General features: G+C 46.6%; 15 protein-coding genes and 1 tRNA gene. 2 read left to right on the forward strand and 14 right to left on the reverse strand.

All coding sequences use genetic code 11. The features are described 5' to 3' along the window. Positions 1-6 precede the first annotated feature (6 nt). Positions 7-1,458, reverse strand: a complete 1,452-nt coding sequence (hemA, locus tag BM613_RS01840; protein WP_109429448.1) for a glutamyl-tRNA reductase — start codon at positions 1,456-1,458, stop codon at positions 7-9. A gap of 289 nt (positions 1,459-1,747) precedes the next feature. Here hemA and BM613_RS01845 point away from each other — a divergent pair, with 289 nt between their 5' ends. Next, a complete protein-coding gene (locus tag BM613_RS01845; protein ID WP_109429449.1) occupies positions 1,748-2,659 on the forward strand; it encodes a DMT family transporter in 912 nt (303 codons plus the stop codon). 36 nt (positions 2,660-2,695) lie between these two features. Here the strand turns inward: BM613_RS01845 and yihA are convergent, their stop codons facing one another. The 11 genes from yihA to BM613_RS01900 all read right to left on the reverse strand — a co-directional run bounded on the left by yihA (position 2,696) and on the right by BM613_RS01900 (position 14,013). Beyond that, positions 2,696-3,313, reverse strand: a complete 618-nt coding sequence (yihA, locus tag BM613_RS01850) for a ribosome biogenesis GTP-binding protein YihA/YsxC (RefSeq protein WP_219930611.1) — start codon at positions 3,311-3,313, stop codon at positions 2,696-2,698. 29 nt (positions 3,314-3,342) lie between these two features. Next, positions 3,343-5,664, reverse strand: coding sequence for an endopeptidase La (gene lon, locus BM613_RS01855; RefSeq protein WP_109429451.1), 2,322 nt, complete (start codon positions 5,662-5,664; stop codon positions 3,343-3,345). A gap of 206 nt (positions 5,665-5,870) precedes the next feature. After that, entirely contained in the window at positions 5,871-7,568 is a 1,698-nt protein-coding gene (gene lonB, locus BM613_RS01860; protein WP_109429452.1) for an ATP-dependent protease LonB, read from the reverse strand. Positions 7,569-7,739: 171 nt separating this feature from the next. After that, positions 7,740-9,020: an ATP-dependent protease ATP-binding subunit ClpX gene (gene clpX, locus BM613_RS01865; protein ID WP_109429453.1), complete on the reverse strand. Its 1,281-nt coding sequence runs from the start codon at positions 9,018-9,020 to the stop codon at positions 7,740-7,742. A gap of 12 nt (positions 9,021-9,032) precedes the next feature. Further along, positions 9,033-9,623, reverse strand: coding sequence for an ATP-dependent Clp endopeptidase proteolytic subunit ClpP (gene clpP / locus BM613_RS01870; RefSeq protein ID WP_109429454.1), 591 nt, complete (start codon positions 9,621-9,623; stop codon positions 9,033-9,035). A 100-nt stretch (positions 9,624-9,723) separates the two neighbouring features. Next, entirely contained in the window at positions 9,724-11,016 is a 1,293-nt protein-coding gene (gene tig, locus BM613_RS01875; protein ID WP_109429455.1) for a trigger factor, read from the reverse strand. 22 nt (positions 11,017-11,038) lie between these two features. Next, positions 11,039-11,115: transfer RNA gene (locus BM613_RS01880), tRNA-Arg, on the reverse strand. A gap of 72 nt (positions 11,116-11,187) precedes the next feature. Then, positions 11,188-11,787, reverse strand: a complete 600-nt coding sequence (gene rdgB, locus BM613_RS01885) for an RdgB/HAM1 family non-canonical purine NTP pyrophosphatase (RefSeq protein ID WP_109429456.1) — start codon at positions 11,785-11,787, stop codon at positions 11,188-11,190. 24 nt (positions 11,788-11,811) lie between these two features. After that, on the reverse strand, positions 11,812-12,558 hold the full coding sequence (rph, locus tag BM613_RS01890) for a ribonuclease PH (RefSeq protein WP_109429457.1): 747 nt from the start codon (positions 12,556-12,558) through the stop codon (positions 11,812-11,814). 36 nt (positions 12,559-12,594) lie between these two features. Continuing rightward, positions 12,595-13,428 carry a glutamate racemase gene (racE, locus tag BM613_RS01895; protein ID WP_425450677.1) on the reverse strand — a complete coding sequence of 278 codons (834 nt, stop codon included), beginning with the start codon at positions 13,426-13,428 and terminating at the stop codon, positions 12,595-12,597. Between the two features lie 141 nt (positions 13,429-13,569). After that, positions 13,570-14,013 (reverse strand): MarR family winged helix-turn-helix transcriptional regulator, encoded by a 444-nt coding sequence (locus BM613_RS01900; RefSeq protein WP_245926196.1) that lies wholly within the window; start codon positions 14,011-14,013, stop codon positions 13,570-13,572. Between the two features lie 274 nt (positions 14,014-14,287). On the opposite strand from BM613_RS01900, the gene BM613_RS01905 reads away from it, so the two are divergent. Next, positions 14,288-15,889, forward strand: coding sequence for an ABC-F family ATP-binding cassette domain-containing protein (locus tag BM613_RS01905; protein WP_109429458.1), 1,602 nt, complete (start codon positions 14,288-14,290; stop codon positions 15,887-15,889). A 124-nt stretch (positions 15,890-16,013) separates the two neighbouring features. On the opposite strand, the gene qoxD is transcribed toward BM613_RS01905, so the two are convergent. Continuing rightward, complete coding sequence (gene qoxD, locus BM613_RS01910) at positions 16,014-16,373, reverse strand: cytochrome aa3 quinol oxidase subunit IV (protein WP_109429459.1); 360 nt, start codon at positions 16,371-16,373, stop codon at positions 16,014-16,016. A gap of 1 nt (position 16,374) precedes the next feature. Next, positions 16,375-17,001 carry a cytochrome aa3 quinol oxidase subunit III gene (gene qoxC, locus BM613_RS01915; protein WP_109429460.1) on the reverse strand — a complete coding sequence of 209 codons (627 nt, stop codon included), beginning with the start codon at positions 16,999-17,001 and terminating at the stop codon, positions 16,375-16,377. Between the last annotated feature and the right edge of the window lies 1 nt (position 17,002).

A 17,002-nucleotide genomic window follows, 5' to 3' on the forward strand; every position in this document is an offset into this window, starting at 1 on the left:
ATCCCCTCATAGCGCAGAAAGTGCAATGGCAGGCGTCGTCGTTCCATTCCAATCACGAGAATGCGCATCGCGTTTATCGACCCGCGAGCAACTGCGCTCAGCAGCAGTTTCCTCAAGCCTTGTCGCATCGCCTCGCACTTCTGGAAAAGTCGGTAACACTTGATCCTCCACACCACTCACTCGCTCTTGCAAAAAATCAGACAACCCAAAAATCCGAGCAAACGCCGCCATCGCCTCAGCTCCATTTGGCTCTACTGCCATTTCTTTGATTTGAGCAATAGGTTCGCGCAACAATTGATTTACAATGCTCATCGTATGTTTTTGCAATACTTTCATTTGCCGTTCATCAAGTTCTGGCAACTTGTGAGCCAAGCTATCCATGACACTTTCTTGAACCTCTACTGCCTTCTTCCGCAAGTCAGCAATCAGAGGTACCACTTCTTGTTCTAACAACCAGGTAGCAAAGGCGGCAGCTTCTTCTTGAATCATCTCCTCCACACGCAGGGACTCTTGTTTGCGAAGTGCAACGTTCGCTGCTACGACGCCTTGCAAATCATCAATGTCATAGAGATAGATATTCGTAACTCGCCCGAGTGCCGGATCAATATCACGCGGAACAGCGATGTCAATGCAGAACAAAGGGCGCTGTTTGCGTTGACGCATGAGATCACTTAGGAGCGAATAGGTTAACACATACTCTTTTGAACCGGTTGAACTAATCACAATATCCGCTTCAAAAAGCGCCTGTGCTAACTGATCCAAAGGAAACGCTCGACCGCCAAACCTTTGCGCCATCTCCTTGGCACGCTCTAAAGTCCGATTCACAATAAATATGCGATTGACACCTTGGGCAGTAAGGTGCGTGAGCGTTAGATCGCTCATCTTCCCAGCCCCTATGACAAGTACCGTCTTATGTGCTAAGCTGTCAAATACTTTTTTGGCAAGAGACACGGCAGCGTAACTGACTGATACAGCACTTTGACCAATCGTCGTCTCTGTCTGCACACGCTTACCAAGACTAACTGCTGAACGGAAGAGTTGATTCAAAACCGGACCCGTTGCATTGGCTGACTGCGCATACAGATAGGCATGGCGCACCTGACCAAGAATTTGCGTCTCCCCAACCACCATCGAATCGAGCCCACTCACCACACGATACAAGTGCGTTACAGCATGGTGATCCACCGCTGTATACAAATAGGAAACAAACGCATCGACTGGTAGCCCAGACACACGACTCAATAATTCACGCACATCCTGTTCGCCACGTGTTCGATGGTTCGTGACCGCGTAGATTTCCGTTCGATTACACGTCGATACAATCACAGCTTCACGAACCCCAGACATTGCAAGTAAGTCTTGCAATGTCTGTTCGAGAACTGATTCGTCAACACTAAAGCGCTCTCGGACTTCGACAGGTGCCGTTCGATAGTTAAGCCCTATCAACAAAATCTGCATAACCGTCATCTCCATAGTCAGCGCCAAGTCGCCGACAAAACTAATCTATCTCCGACTTTCACGCAATTCATTATAACACTTTGCTTGACCCGCAACTGAAGCGAACTATGACACCTTTTTGATCTGTCATCCTGTTTTCCAGCTTAAAAAGCCGATAAAACCCTGCAAATCCCGTCCCCTTCTCTATCATGAGAATAGCTTGACGCACGAAGATGGTCAAGGCACAATAGGACTACATAAATCTAGGTCATTTGAACTACGAATGGCAAGGAATAGGTGGGGTTGTCACATGGTCAAACGCTACACTGCAGATATCATCCTTCTTTTGATTACCTTTGTTTGGGGGGCAACCTTCGTCCTCGTGCAAGATGCAATACATCTTATCCCCGTGTTTTCCTTTCTTGCCATCCGTTTTACGGTTGCTGGTCTGCTCATGTTGTTCATCGCACTGCTTTATGCACCCTGGCGAGCGGCATTTCACCGCCACCTTTACATAGCGGGATTTATCATTGGACTTTGGCTATTTGCTGGATATGCCTTTCAGACGTTAGGTCTACTCTATACTTCACCTGCGACGGCCGGATTTATCACAGGACTTTCCGTTGTTTTGGTTCCCATCTTTTCAATTGTGCTTTTGAAAAGAAAACCTCCAAAAGTCGCTTGGATTGGCGTTTCCATGGCGGCAATTGGCCTCTTTCTACTTGCCTTTGGTCAGTCTGGTACGCTAAATGGCGGCGACCTTCTCGAACTACTCTGTGCTGTTTCCTTTGCCATGCAAATTATTGCCGTCGGCAAGTACGCACCAAATTATCCTGCACTACCGCTTGCAGCAGTTGAAATTCTCACGGTCGGCATTTTATCGCTTTTTGTTTTAGTGTTCACTCACACACCACTCGCCCATCCAACGACTGCTCTGTTAACACCAACTGTACAATGGGCTCTATGGATCTGTATCTTATTGGCAACTGTTATCGCTTATTTTGCCCAGACTGCCTTTCAAAAATTTACAACCCCGACTCGAACAGCGCTCATTTTTTCTATGGAACCTGTTTTTGCTGCTGTCGCCACTTACCTTTGGACAAAACAACAACTCACGAAAGCAGAATTAATCGGCTGTGGTATGATCTTGCTTGGTATGCTCATCACTGAGCTCGGCGGGCAAGACCATACGATCGCCCCCGTATCAAGCGATCTCTCCTAACGAAACATCGCCATCTGCGATGTTTCGGTTTACATATTATAAGGAGGATTCACTATATCCAGGATATTCCTTCAATTTTCGCGCAAGGGTATCCCACACTTCTTGAATCCCATAGCCAGTATCCGCTGATGTGAGTATAACTGGCAATTGGGAGGATTGCATTCCTAAGTTTACACGAATTTGCTGCGTATGTTTTGCGTACATCCCGCGCGCAATCTTATCTGCTTTTGTCGCGACGACAAGCGGGGTACGTCCATGATAGTGAAGCCATTCAAACATTTGTTGATCATCGCGCGTGGGTGGATGTCTCACATCAATCAATTGGACAACTTGTATCAGTGAATTCCGACGCATCAAATACTCTTCAACCATGGGTCCCCACTTTGCGCGAAGCTCCTTAGATACACGCGCATAACCATAACCAGGAAGATCAACCAAATAGAATGTGTTGTTAATATGGTAAAAATTTAATGTTTGTGTTTTCCCGGGCTGCCCAGAAATGCGAGCCAAATTTCGACGATTGAGCAGTTTGTTTAATAGCGAAGATTTGCCTACATTTGAGCGCCCGACAAACGCGATTTCTGGTTCACCGTTTGCCGGACACTGCTCAAGGCGCACCGCGGAAATCGTAAATTCTGCAGAGCGGATAATCACGTGCGCGCCTCCTTTTTTAAGATCGCAAATTACTTTAACGCTTGGCGTAAAACTTCATCCATGTGCTCAACAAATACAAACTCCATTTTTTCGCGAACGCTCTCCGGCACCTCGTCGACATCTTTCTGATTATCGCGTGGCAGTAAAATTTTTTGGATGCCTGCGCGATGGGCACTCAGCGACTTTTCCTTCACCCCACCAATAGGTAACACGCGTCCGCGCAGCGTAATCTCTCCTGTCATCGCGATGCGCCGATCTACAGGTCGCCCTGTCAAGGCAGAAGCCAAAGCGGTGGCGATCGTAATCCCGGCCGAAGGTCCGTCTTTTGGAATTGCTCCCTCTGGTACGTGGATATGAATGTCATGTGTCTCTATAAACTCAGGTGAGATGGAAAGTTCCTTTGCTCTTCCACGAATATAAGACAATGCCGCCTGAGCAGATTCTTTCATGACATCACCCAATTGACCCGTAATATTGAGTCGTCCTTTGCCTTCGACTACAGACACTTCAATTGCTAAAATGTCTCCTCCCGCTTCCGTCCACGCGAGCCCTGTCACTACCCCAATTTGGTCTTCTTGTTCTGCCATCCCATAACGATAACGCTGTGTCCCTAGAAACTGTGAGAGATTTTTCAAGGTGACGGTAACCCGTTTTTTCTCCCCCGCGACAATCATCTTTGCTGCCTTGCGACATAGGCTAGCAATCTGTCGTTCTAAATTGCGCACGCCTGCCTCGCGCGTATATTCACGAATCACGCGCAACATCGTATCTTGACTGATGCTCAGTTTATCTTTTGTTAGACCGTGTGCTTTGCGCTGTTTAGGCAACAAATAATCCATTGCGATCCGCAACTTTTCAACCTCTGTATACCCGGAAATATAAATCGTCTCCATTCGATCTAAGAGAGGTTGCGGAATGGTATGTAAAGTGTTCGCTGTCGTAATAAACATAACTTTAGACAAATCATAAGGAATCTCAATGTAATGATCGCTAAAAGTGCTATTTTGTTCCGGGTCGAGCACTTCGAGCATTGCCGATGCCGGGTCGCCGCGAAAATCACTTGCCATTTTGTCGATTTCGTCTAGCAAAAACACAGGGATCATCGTGCCAGCTGTCTTCATTCCCTGAATAATGCGCCCAGGCATTGCACCTACATAAGTTCGCCGATGCCCCCGAATCTCTGCCTCATCACGTACACCGCCAAGTGATATGCGCACAAATTTGCGATTCAGTGCATGCGCTACGGATTTGGCAAGTGAGGTTTTTCCGACTCCTGGAGGTCCAACGAGGCAAAGAATTGGACCACGATGCTCACCGACTAATTTTTGCACCGCCAAATATTCGATAATCCGCTCTTTCACTTTCTCTAACCCGTAATGATCCGCATCTAACACCGCACTCGCACGATGAATATCGATCTCTGGTTGATCCTCCACTTTCCAAGGAAGAGCGAGTAGCCAGTCAATATACGTGCGAATGACAGAACCTTCAGCGGAAGATTGCGGGACCTTTTCTAGGCGGTCAATTTCCTTATCAACCCGCTCATAGACACTCTCTGGAAGGTCAGCCTGCTCGAGTTGTGCACGCAGTTCTTCGACTTCTGCCACGCGGCCTTCTTTATCGCCCAACTCTTTTTGAATCGCCTTCATTTGTTCCCGTAAATAGTACTCTTTTTGCGTTCGCTCCATTTGTTTGCGCACGCGTTGCGATATTTTTTTCTCTAATTCGAGAATTTCCCGCTCATCCGATAAAATTTGCAACAGCGTTTCTAAGCGTTCTGTAACATCCACCGCTTCCAGAATCGCTTGCTTATCTTTCATTTTAAGCGATAAATTTGCTGCAATCGCATCCGCCAAGCGACCTGGATCATCAATATCAGCCACAGCCGCATACGTCTCAGCCGTGTTTTTCTTTGACACTTGCAAAAATTGCTCAAACTGCTGAGTCACTGCACGCACTAAAGCGTCGATCTCGGGATTCGCGTGAAATGAAGAATTTAAGATTTCAGCGCGCACTTCAAACCATTCATCTTCCTCCGTGTAATCGAGGATCTTCGCTCGTTCAATCCCTTCGACTAATACTCGAATTGTCCCATTTGGCAACTTCATCATCTGTTTTACCCGCGCAACTGTTCCCACGGTGTAGATGTCTTCCGGCATGGGATCATCAATTTGCGTATCCATCTGTGTCGCTAGCAGAATCATATGATCTTCAACCATCGCTTTATCCAAAGCGCGGACAGATTTCTCACGGCCAACATCTAAATGAAGAACTGTCGCTGGATACACGAGCAGGCCGCGAAGCGGGAGTAGCGGCAATATCCGTTCCTCTGTCATTTCAGCTTGAGCCATTGTCTGCACCCCCACAGCTTTATCACTGTGCATTGTATCGAAATTCCACTCCTTTGTCTAACGAACGAAATCAAGAGCGACAAACATCCTACAATCATGATTTGACGCATCCCTGTTCCAACAGCAAAAGCACACCCCGAAAAGAAACAGAAGCGTGGACGCTTCTGTTCTCTCTATACTATGCTTTTCCAAAAACCAAGATGTATTCATATACTTCCTTGAGCTACCGCTCCAGGTGCAGAAACAGGCGCAGTCACCGATCGCGCAAGCGGTTCTGGAAGAGTAGCTACGCCAAGAGCTTCCGCCAATGCTTCTTCAATACGCGTAATTGGAATTACGCGTAAGTCTGAGTCCTCATGTAATCGCAACTGATCATTTTCAGCAGGAATGAGTACTTTCTTTGCGCCAGCCTCTTGTGCAGCCTTCACTTTTTCCGGCACGCCTCCAACAGGTCGTACTGTTCCATAAATTGAGATTTCTCCAGTCATCGCCACTAAGTTGTCTACTTTCAATCCTGTGATTGCAGAATAAATGGCAACCGCCATACTAACGCCAGCAGAAGGCCCATCCACAGGGATCCCTCCGGGGAAATTCACGTGCACATCGTAATCCAGCAGATTGACAGGTAACATTCGGCGCAGTGCGGTAATTACGTTATCAACCGAACTACGCGCCATGCTACGGCGTTTTAACACTCTGCCACTGCCGCCAATTTCTTCTTCTTCTACTACGCCAGTAATGGACACTTTTCCTCGCCCTGGGACGGTGGCAAGAGTTGCCGTCGCCTCAACTTCTAATAACAACCCAGTCGAAGGACCGTAAACTGCAAGCCCATTTACCACACCTACCTGCGGTTGTGCTGGGACTTTGCGTTCGGGCCGCGGTGCGATATGACTACTGTGAACGACCCATTCCATATCGCTTGCAACAATCTGGCCTCGACCGTCTGTCAAAGTAATACCTGCTGCAATCTGTACAACATTCACTGCCTCACGCCCATTGGTCGCATGACGTTTCACGACTTCAACCGCGTCAGGTGTGATCGGCATGTTCAACTTCTCAGCAGCGCGCTCGACGATGACCCCAATCTCTTCAGGTACTAGCGGCCGGAAAAATACTTCTACACAACGCGAACGCACAGCTGGTGGAAGCTCTTCTGGACTTCTTGTCGTTGCGCCTACAAGTCGAAAATCTGCAGGCAACCCTTGTTGAAAAATATCGTGAATATGGAGTGGAATGTTTGTGTCATCCGGATTATAATAAGCACTTTCAAGATAGACACGGCGATCTTCCAAGACTTTTAGCAATTTGTTCATTTGAATCGGATGTAATTCACCAATTTCATCGATAAAAAGCACTCCACCATGCGCCTTTGTCACTGCGCCTGGCTTTGGCTGGGGAATTCCTGCAACCCCCATAGCTCCAGCACCCTGATAAATCGGATCATGAACCGATCCAATCAGCGGGTCAGCAATTCCTCGTTCATCAAAGCGGGCGGTCGTTGCATCAATCTCCCAAAAAACAGCATCCGCAGCAAAAGGAGAGCCCATGCTGCGCTTTGCCTCTTCGAGCACAACGCGCGCTGCTGCTGTCTTACCAACACCAGGTGGTCCATAAATCAGAACATGTTGTGGGTGCGGTCCAAAAAGCGCTGCACGAAGTGCACGTAACCCATCTTCTTGACCCACAATGTCACGCATCGAAGCAGGGCGTGTCTTTTCAGCTAACGGCTCAGTTAACGAGATCGCGCGCAGACGGCGCAGACGTTCCATTTCACGCGACGACTCACGGTCAATATTCACGCGATGATGTTGTTGTGTGCGCATTAAATTAAAGAAATACACACTAACAATCCCGGCAAAAATTACTTGAATTACTGCGAGCAGCAATAAGCTCGAGTTCATCCTCATCCCTCCACTTCCCACAAGTAGTAGTCATTGTAGCCAAGGAAAGAAAAGGATAAACGGATCTTCTCAAGCTTTATGCAGAATTGTAAAAGAAATATTCGCAGGCATTGAGGAGGAGGCGACAACCCGCTGCCATTTCGCACGTACAACACCAAAAGAAAAGACCGCTTATGCGGTCTCCTCTTTCTTCTTTTTCTTGCGACCATCAGTGGCTGGACCTGAATCCATGATGAGCATCGGTTCTTCTCGATTTACAACAGTCTCTTTTGTCACAATACATTTCTTCACGTCTGTTCGTGACGGCAAATCATACATCACATCCAGCATGATACTCTCGATAATCGCACGCAATCCTCGAGCCCCTGTGTTGCGCTTAATCGCTTCTTTTGCAATCTCAGAAAGAGCCTCATCATCAAACTCAAGCTCAACAGAATCCATTTCAAGCAACCGTTGATATTGTTTCACCAATGCATTTTTAGGTTCCGTCAGGATTTGCTTCAATGCAGACTCATCGAGTGCTTGTAAGGTTGTTACAACAGGTAACCGTCCTACAAATTCAGGAATCAAGCCATACTTCAACAAATCTTCCGGAAGTACGCGAGAGAGCAATTCGTTCTCGACAATATGTTCACGCGCCTCATCTGTCGTACCAAACCCAATCACTTTTTTACCCAATCGACGGCGAATAATCGGTTCCATGCCATCGAATGCTCCACCGCAGATAAACAAGATATTGCTCGTATCTATTTGAATAAACTCTTGATGAGGATGTTTTCGGCCACCTTGCGGCGGAACACTGGCAACTGTTCCCTCAAGAATTTTCAAAAGTGCTTGTTGCACGCCCTCGCCAGATACATCTCGCGTAATCGAAGGATTTTCTGATTTGCGTGCGATTTTGTCAATTTCATCAATATAAATAATGCCCTTCTCTGCCTTTTCAACATCGTAATCAGCAGACTGAATGAGCTTTAACAAGATATTTTCAACATCTTCTCCAACATATCCGGCTTCCGTCAAAGAAGTTGCATCAGCAATCGCAAAAGGAACATTCAAAATCCGTGCAAGCGTCTGTGCTAGCAAAGTCTTCCCTGAGCCTGTCGGACCGATCAACAAGATATTGCTCTTTGACAATTCAACGTCTTCCGCTTTTGAGCCTGTGTTGATACGCTTATAGTGATTGTAGACAGCCACTGCAAGCGATTTTTTCGCACGCTCTTGACCAATCACATAGGAATCAAGGATTGCCTTAATTTCAGTTGGTTTTGGAACGTCCTTCAGCTCAAACTCTTCTTCGTCGCCGAGTTCCTCCTCGACAATCTCATTACACAGTTCGATGCACTCATCACAAATATAGACACCCGGTCCTGCTACGAGTTTGCGCACTTGATCCTGGGTTTTCCCACAAAACGAACACTTAAGTTGCCCTTTGTCATCGTTGAACTTAAACATGGGTATCCCTCCCTATCGTAGATCCGTACGCAAAATCACCTCATCGATGAGGCCATACGCTTTTGCCTCTTCTGCGCTCATCCAATTATCGCGATCCGTATCCTTTTCAATGCGCTCTAACGATTGCCCCGTGCGTTCTACATAGATTTGATTCAATTTGTGCCGTGTCTTTAAAATCCACTCAGCATGAATCTTTATATCAGCTGCTTGCCCACGAACTCCACCAAGCGGCTGATGGATCATAATTTCACTATTTGGCAATGCAAATCGTTTGCCTTTTGCTCCTGCGGTCAACAATAAAGACCCCATGCTAGCAGCAAGACCTACGCAAATCGTGGACACCTGGGGTTTAATGTACTGCATGGTGTCATAAATCGCTAATCCTGCAGTCACCGAACCACCTGGACTGTTGATGTACAGGCTAATGTCTTTCTCCGCATCTTCTGAAGCTAAGAACAACAACTGAGCAACGACAGAATTCGCAACATAATCATCAATCGGAGTACCAATAAAGATAATCCGATCCTTCAACAAACGCGAGTAAATGTCATAGGCACGCTCACCGCGACTCGTTTGCTCAATGACCATAGGCACTAAGTTCATACTCAAACCCTCCTGTTACCAACAACACCATGTTCAGAAGGAAAAATAAGGCACATGTTTCACAGTGCCCTATTACTTCATACATTTATTTTACACAACTTTACGCGCGAACGCTATGTTCAACCAAAAACTCGACAGTTTTACGCGAAAGAATTTGTGCGCGCAATCCCATAAGTCCCGGATCACGGCTCTGCAGTAGCTGAACGACCCGGCCAATCTCAAGACCTGTCGATTCTGCAAACTTTTGCAATTCCGCACTTACTTCGTCTTCTGTCACTTGAATATTTTCTGCACGGGCCACCGCATCAAGGACAAGCGAAGTTTTTACGCGCTTTTGCGCTTCTTCACGAAACTGCTCTCGCAATTCTTCCATCGTCGTTCCCGTAAACTCCTGATAAGCATCAAGCGGAATCCCTTGCGAGGACAAGCGCGATTCAAACTCTTTAATTTCAGAGTCGATTTCCTGCTCAAACATGACTTCCGGGATTTCTGCTGAAGCCTGCGCAACCACTGCCTCAACGACTGCGTCTTGTACATAATGTTCATGTTCATGCGCTAAGTCATGCTCTAATTTTTTCACAACATCCGCTTTAAATTCCTCAAACGTCTCGAATTCACTGATGTCCTTAGCAAATTCATCATCCAATTCGGGCAATACTTTTCGTTTGACATCATGAACGAGCACATCAAACTTCGCTTCTTTACCCGCGAGCGACTTTACATGGTAGTCTGCTGGGAATGTCACGATCACTTCGCGACTTTCTCCCGCTTTAGCCCCGATCAGTTGATCTTCAAATCCCGGAACAAACGTATTGGATCCAATCTCCAACTGATAGTTCTCTGCTTCACCGCCCTCAAACGCTTCGCCGTCCACATAACCTTTAAAATCCATCACGACTAAATCGCCCGCTTCAACTGTTCCATCTTCCACGACTTGCAGTTCAGCGTGCCCCTTGCGGATTTTTTCAAGTTCTTCAGCAATGCGTTCTTCTGTGAGCACAAAGTCTTTATCTGTATATGTAATCCCTTTGTACACACCGAGATCGACTTCCGGCTTGACAGTTACTGTCGCCTTAAAGACAAGCGGTTTGCCAGCTTCCATTTGCACAATATCAATCTGCGGACGATCCACTGGCTCTAGCTGTGCCTCGACCACTGCGCTGCTGTACGCTTCTGGCAACAACACGTCTAGCGCATCTTGATAAAGTGATTCTACGCCAAAGCGCGCTTCAAAAATTTTGCGCGGCACCTTCCCCTTGCGGAAACCTGGAAGATTGACGCGCTTGACTACTTTTTTAAACGCTTGATCCAGCGCTGTGGCAACTTTATCTTGTCCAACCTCGACTTCCAAAACGCCCACATTCGCCTCTATCTTTTCCCATTTCACAGTCATCAAAACGTCCTCCACTCAATAGTGGCGTCCCAGGAGGGATTCGAACCCCCGACCCACAGCTTAGAAGGCTGTTGCTCTATCCAACTGAGCTACTGAGACGCAAGTAAGCAAGATTAAACAGTACCATTATAATGATCGGATCTTTCCGTGTAAAGCGCATTTTTATCCAACCTATTTGCGATCAAAACCATTTTGCAGTAACCGCTCACGCAACTGTGCAAGTGCGCGCCCGCGGTGACTTATTGCCGATTTTTCAGATAAAGACATCTGTGCAAAAGTTTTTGCAAATGGAGGGTAGTAAAAAACAGGGTCATATCCAAATCCATCTTGACCTTGTAAAGAGGTGGCAATTTCCCCAGAACAAGTGCCAATTGCAGTGAGAGTCTCGCCATCAGGCCACACAAGCGCTAACGCTGCGACAAAGCGCGCCCTACGCTCATAGGGAGGAATCCCTTGCATGCGTTCTAACAGCAATTCACAACGCTCGCGATCACTCGCCTCAAGTCCGCCAAAGCGTGCAGAAAAAATGCCTGGCGCCCCCCCTAAGGCATCGACTACAAGGCCAGAGTCATCGGCAAGTACAGGGACAGAGAGTAACTTAGAAGCATACCGCGCTTTGACTAGCGCATTTTCCAGGAAACTACTCCCCTCTTCTGCGGGGGGGCAATAATCCTTCGGTAATCCCTCCACCTGCTTCACAATTTCTTTTAGCTCCGCCTTGAACTCCTGTAATTTTCCTTGATTGGTCGTAGCAACGACAAGATACTCCACCCGCACCTCCCTCCTCCCACGCAATTACAACGGCTTTTGCCCAATCCCTGCCGCCAAATCACCAAGCGTAGCGCGTTGGACGTCAATGAGACCTTGAATCCCAAGTTGTGCAAGATCGAGTAATTCATTTAATTGATCGCGTGAAAAAACTGCAGATTCACCAGTGCCTTGTACCTCGACAAGTTTCCCTGAACCAGTCATGACAACATTCATATCCACACTAGCCACTGAATCTTCTTTATAGCGCAAGTCAAGCAGCATTTGCTCTTCAACAATTCCTACACTTGTAGCTGCCAAGAAATCACGAATCGGCAGCTTTTGTAATGCGCCACGACGACGCAAAGCTGACACTGCATCTACAACTGCGATAAAAGCCCCCGTAATGGCTGCTGTGCGTGTCCCCCCATCAGCCTGAATCACGTCACAGTCGATCCACAATGTCCGTTCCCCTAGATCTTTTAAATCGAGAATTGCACGCAGTGAACGACCGATCAAACGCTGTATCTCCATCGTTCGCCCACCTAATTTCCCCCGCGTTGCTTCTCGCTGCGTTCGCTGTTCTGTCGCGCGCGGTAACATCGAGTACTCGGCGGTGATCCAGCCGTGTCCTGCTCCACGCAAAAATGGCGGAACTTTCTCTTCTACAGAGGCTGTACACAAAACACGTGTGTCCCCGACTTCAATCAATGCCGAACCTTCCGCATGCTTAATGTAATTCCGAGTAATCGTTACTGGACGCAATTGATTCGCTAATCGCCCATCTCCCCGCAACGCAATTCCTCCTGTTCCGCGATTCCCTGCCTCACGCTAAAAGTGTGCGGGCTCAGCATAATCACCCATTTGCCAGACATCAAAGTGACTCACATCCAGTGATCGGCCGAGCCACTTTTGCCCAATACGCAAAAATTGTTGTGGATCTCCGCTGGTTAAAAATACATGATGTGGTTCACGCAAGTCAATGCGTGTAAGCTCATGCTCATCTAACCAAAAACTCACATCGCGAGCAGTTTGCTCTGCAGAATTAATTAACTGCACATGACTTCCAACGACTTCTTGAATTACTGGTGTTAATAGGGGGTAATGTGTACACCCGAGAATCAAAGTGTCCATCTGAGAAGTTAGCAGCGGCTGTAATGTATTTTCAATCACAGGCAACGCCTCTTCATAAGCGACGCCCCGCTCCACGAGATCAACAAATCGCGGACACGCCAAAGGAAAAGTTTGAATGCCGCGATGCGTAGCGTGCAAAGCTTTAGGATAACTCCCCGAACGAATCGTCGCCGTTGTCCCGATGATTCCAACCTTCTGATTCGACGTAGCAGCAATCGCTGCGCGTGCACCTGGAGCAATGACGCCAAGGACCGGGATCGCATAGCGTTTGCGCGCCGTTTCTAAGCATACTGCAGTCGCCGTGTTACAGGCGATCACAAGCATTTTCACACCTTGACTAACTAAATAATCAAGCGCCTTAAATGTGAAAGTGACAATCTCCTCAATCGGTCGATCCCCATATGGGCAACGCGCTGAATCCCCATAAAATAATACCTCTTCGCGTGGTAGTTGTCGCCAAATCTCCCCTACTACAGTCAATCCACCGACACCAGAATCCATAACCCCAATTGGCGCATTGCGCATCGACATCCCTTTCAACCTCCTGTGTACAAAACAATACGCGCCAATTGCAAAAAAGGCTCCTGCCGAGTCCCCCTTTACTGGAGATGACAAGAGTTGACCAATCCTGACGATCCATCTGTAAAGCACACGCCTATCGCAATTCAAGTTTTACAGTGTATGCAATTGCTCTTGTAAGATCATTAATGCACTTAAAATTAATTTTTGGTCTGCTTCTGATACTCGACTCAATACACGCCAAAGATAGTTTCTGCGCTCATCAAGCACACGGTCTATCAATGCCAAACCTTTTGCCAACACTCGCACACGAACGACACGCTTATCCTGCTCATCGCGCACGCGTTCAACAAATCCACGCACTTCAATGCGGTCAACTAAATCTGTCGTTGTGCTATAGGCAAGTCCGAGTCGAGCACTCAATTCGCCAATTGTTAAATCCCTAAATTCATCGGCTAAAACCAGCGCGTCAAATTGGACTGGCGTCATCCCAAAATCCCCGAGGATCGTCCGCCCCTGCTTGCGTACGGCAGAAGATACACTGCGCAGCAACATCTCTATTTTTTCAACGTCCTCGCTCATAATGTTTAACGACACGGTCTAACCTCCGCATTTCAACTATCCACATTGTACACTTTGTAAAGACAGCGTCAACAGATGACAACACGAACAAAGAGTTGTCTGTGTAAATCTGCACGTCTTTGCAGCTGAATCAGCCCCATGATATACTCACTCACATAAACGAATTCCTATTATTCTAAATTGAGGAGTACTCCTGGTGTGTAAAGGTTTAAACGGAGATGGCCTACATTTGTCTCCGCACTGTTGCTTGCTGGCCATCAGATCCTCAAAATGAAAGGTTCTGATGTAGATGAGTATTTTAGAAATCTCCAATCTATCTCATGGGTTTGGCGATCGAACTCTATTTAAGAATGTCAACATTCATCTCTCAGCTCGTGAACACGTTGCGCTCATCGGACGAAACGGGGCTGGTAAATCCACCCTGTTTAATCTAATTACGGATCAAATCTCGCACGATCAAGGTCATATTCGATGGCAAAATGGCATAAAAATCGGCTTCTTAACGCAACACGCGAAATTATCTGATTTTCTGACGATCAACGACGCATTATTACACGCATTTGACAGCATTCTCTCAAAAGAGCGCACATTGCAGGGAATTGCTACAAAGTTAGCAAATGCGACGGGCAAACAACTCGAGCGCTTACTTGAACAATATGCAAACCTTCAAGATGAATTAGAACGCGAAGGGATCTATGAAGTCAGCGCACGCATTCAAACGGTTGCAGATGGACTCGGCATCCTTGAACTTGGACTAGACCATCCTGTCGCTCATTTGAGTGGCGGACAACGAACAAAAGTCTTATTAGCACAACTTTTATTGCAACAGTGTGACGTGCTTTTACTCGATGAACCGACAAATTTCTTGGATGTCAGTCACATCAATTGGTTAAGTAATTTTTTGAAACAATACGAGAAAGCCTTTCTTGTAATTTCACACGATGCACTTTTTTTAAATCAGATCGCCGATGTGATTTGGTCCTTGGAAAATACCGAACTTGTTCGCTACAGTGGGTCCTATTCTGCTTACCTCAGCTATGCAAGCGAAAAACAAACACAGCAAATTCAGGCTTATTCCAGACAGCAGCAAGAAATTAAGCGCATGGAAGACTTTATCGAAAAAAACATCGCCCGTGCTTCCACAACAAAACGAGCACAGAGTCGACGTAAAGCATTAGAAAAGATGGATCGGATTACAACACCTACAATTTTAGCACCACCCTCTTTTTCTTTTAAGGAGGTCCCAGCATCAGCAAAGATCGCTCTCGAAGCGACGAATCTAATCATTGGTTACACGCATCCACTGCTCCCTGCACTCAACCTTCTGATTGAGCATAACAGTAAAATTGCCTTAACCGGTTGCAATGGAATCGGAAAATCTACGCTTTTGCGAACACTCCTAGGCGAACTTCCACCACTCAGTGGAGAGATCCACCATGACGAAAAGCTGAAAATTGGATATTTTGCCCAAGAAGAATATGAAAAAAGCAAAGCAACACCGCTCGACCGTATTTGGCAATGTGTACCGGATTGGCCCAAAAAAGATGTCTTGCGTGTACTTGCACGTTCTGGTTTAAAACATGAACATATGAATCAGCCAATCCACTCTCTAAGTGGAGGGGAACAGGCAAAAGTTAGATTATGTAAACTGACACTGCAACCTGCAAACTTCTTGCTTTTTGACGAACCGACCAATCACCTAGACCAGCCCACCAAAGATGCCCTAAATACTGCGATGAAGAATTTTACTGGAACACTTATTCTCGTTTCACACGAACCTGCTTTTTACAAGTCAATTGTTGATACCCTCATAGATTTAGAAACACTCTATGCAAACGGCAAAGAGACACAAATCATCGCGCGCCATTTTAAGAAAACAAAGCGTCACTAAACAAAGAATTTTGATCACTAGAGGTGATTGGACAAAAATAGAACGTACGTAGTCAAAAAAGACTTTCGGATTACACCCGAAAGTCTTTTTTGTAAATTAAGAGTAGATTAACTTTGCTCAGTGATTAAGCAACTGTCGCATGGAAAGTAAACATAATCCATGCCGAACCGGCAACAATGGTAAAAGCCACAAAAAAGCCAAATACAAGAGTTAGAACATGTGTGGCAGGACCATGTCTTTCGGTTAAATGCATAAACAAAAGCAATTGCACGAGCAGCTGCAGGACAGCTAAAACAACAATCGAAACTATGACGGCAGTGAGCGGAAGTGCCGCCGATAAAACAAGACCCAAAGCTGCAAAAGTAAGAACTAATGACAGGACAAATCCCAATATATGCTTCCACGGAAACGTTTCATGATGTGCTTTGGGATCTGAAGGAAGCGTTGCACCATGGGACGGATTCACATCTGAATGTGTCGTCATCCTAACTCACCTTCCCTGTCAGATACACCACTGTGAAAATAAAGATCCAAACCGCATCCAAAAAGTGCCAGTAAAGACTTGCAACAAACGCTTTACGAGCGGTTATTGCAGTGATTCCATAACGCAGCAATTGAACTAGCAATCCAAGCATCCAGAAAATCCCGATCGTAACATGCGTTCCATGTGTCCCAACGAGAATAAAGAAAGCGGATAAAAAGGCGCTGCGTGTAATGTTTGCACCCTCGCCTACATACTTCGCGAATTCGCTAATTTCCATGCCGACAAAACCCATACCAAGCAGAATCGTGACAATCCACCAGCCGATCATTGGCTGCAGACGATTGCGATGCATTTCAAAAATAGCTAGACCACAGGTGAAACTACTGGTCAACAGCAACAACGTCTCTGTGACAAACCCTGGAACATCAAATAACTGTTGTGCGGTAGGACCGCCATACGTGTTGTGTTGAAGCACGATGTACGTTGCAAACAAACAAGAGAACAACACCACGTCAGCCGCAAGGAAGATCCAAAAACCGAGAATCTTTAAACTGCCATCTTCCGTCGCGTATTCTAGCGGCACTGACGAATCAACAGGCGCGTGATGTGCATCTAGTTGGTACGCCATT

This window comes from Sulfoacidibacillus thermotolerans, from assembly GCF_003144315.1.
Classification (GTDB): domain Bacteria; phylum Bacillota; class Bacilli; order Alicyclobacillales; family SLC66; genus Sulfoacidibacillus; species Sulfoacidibacillus thermotolerans.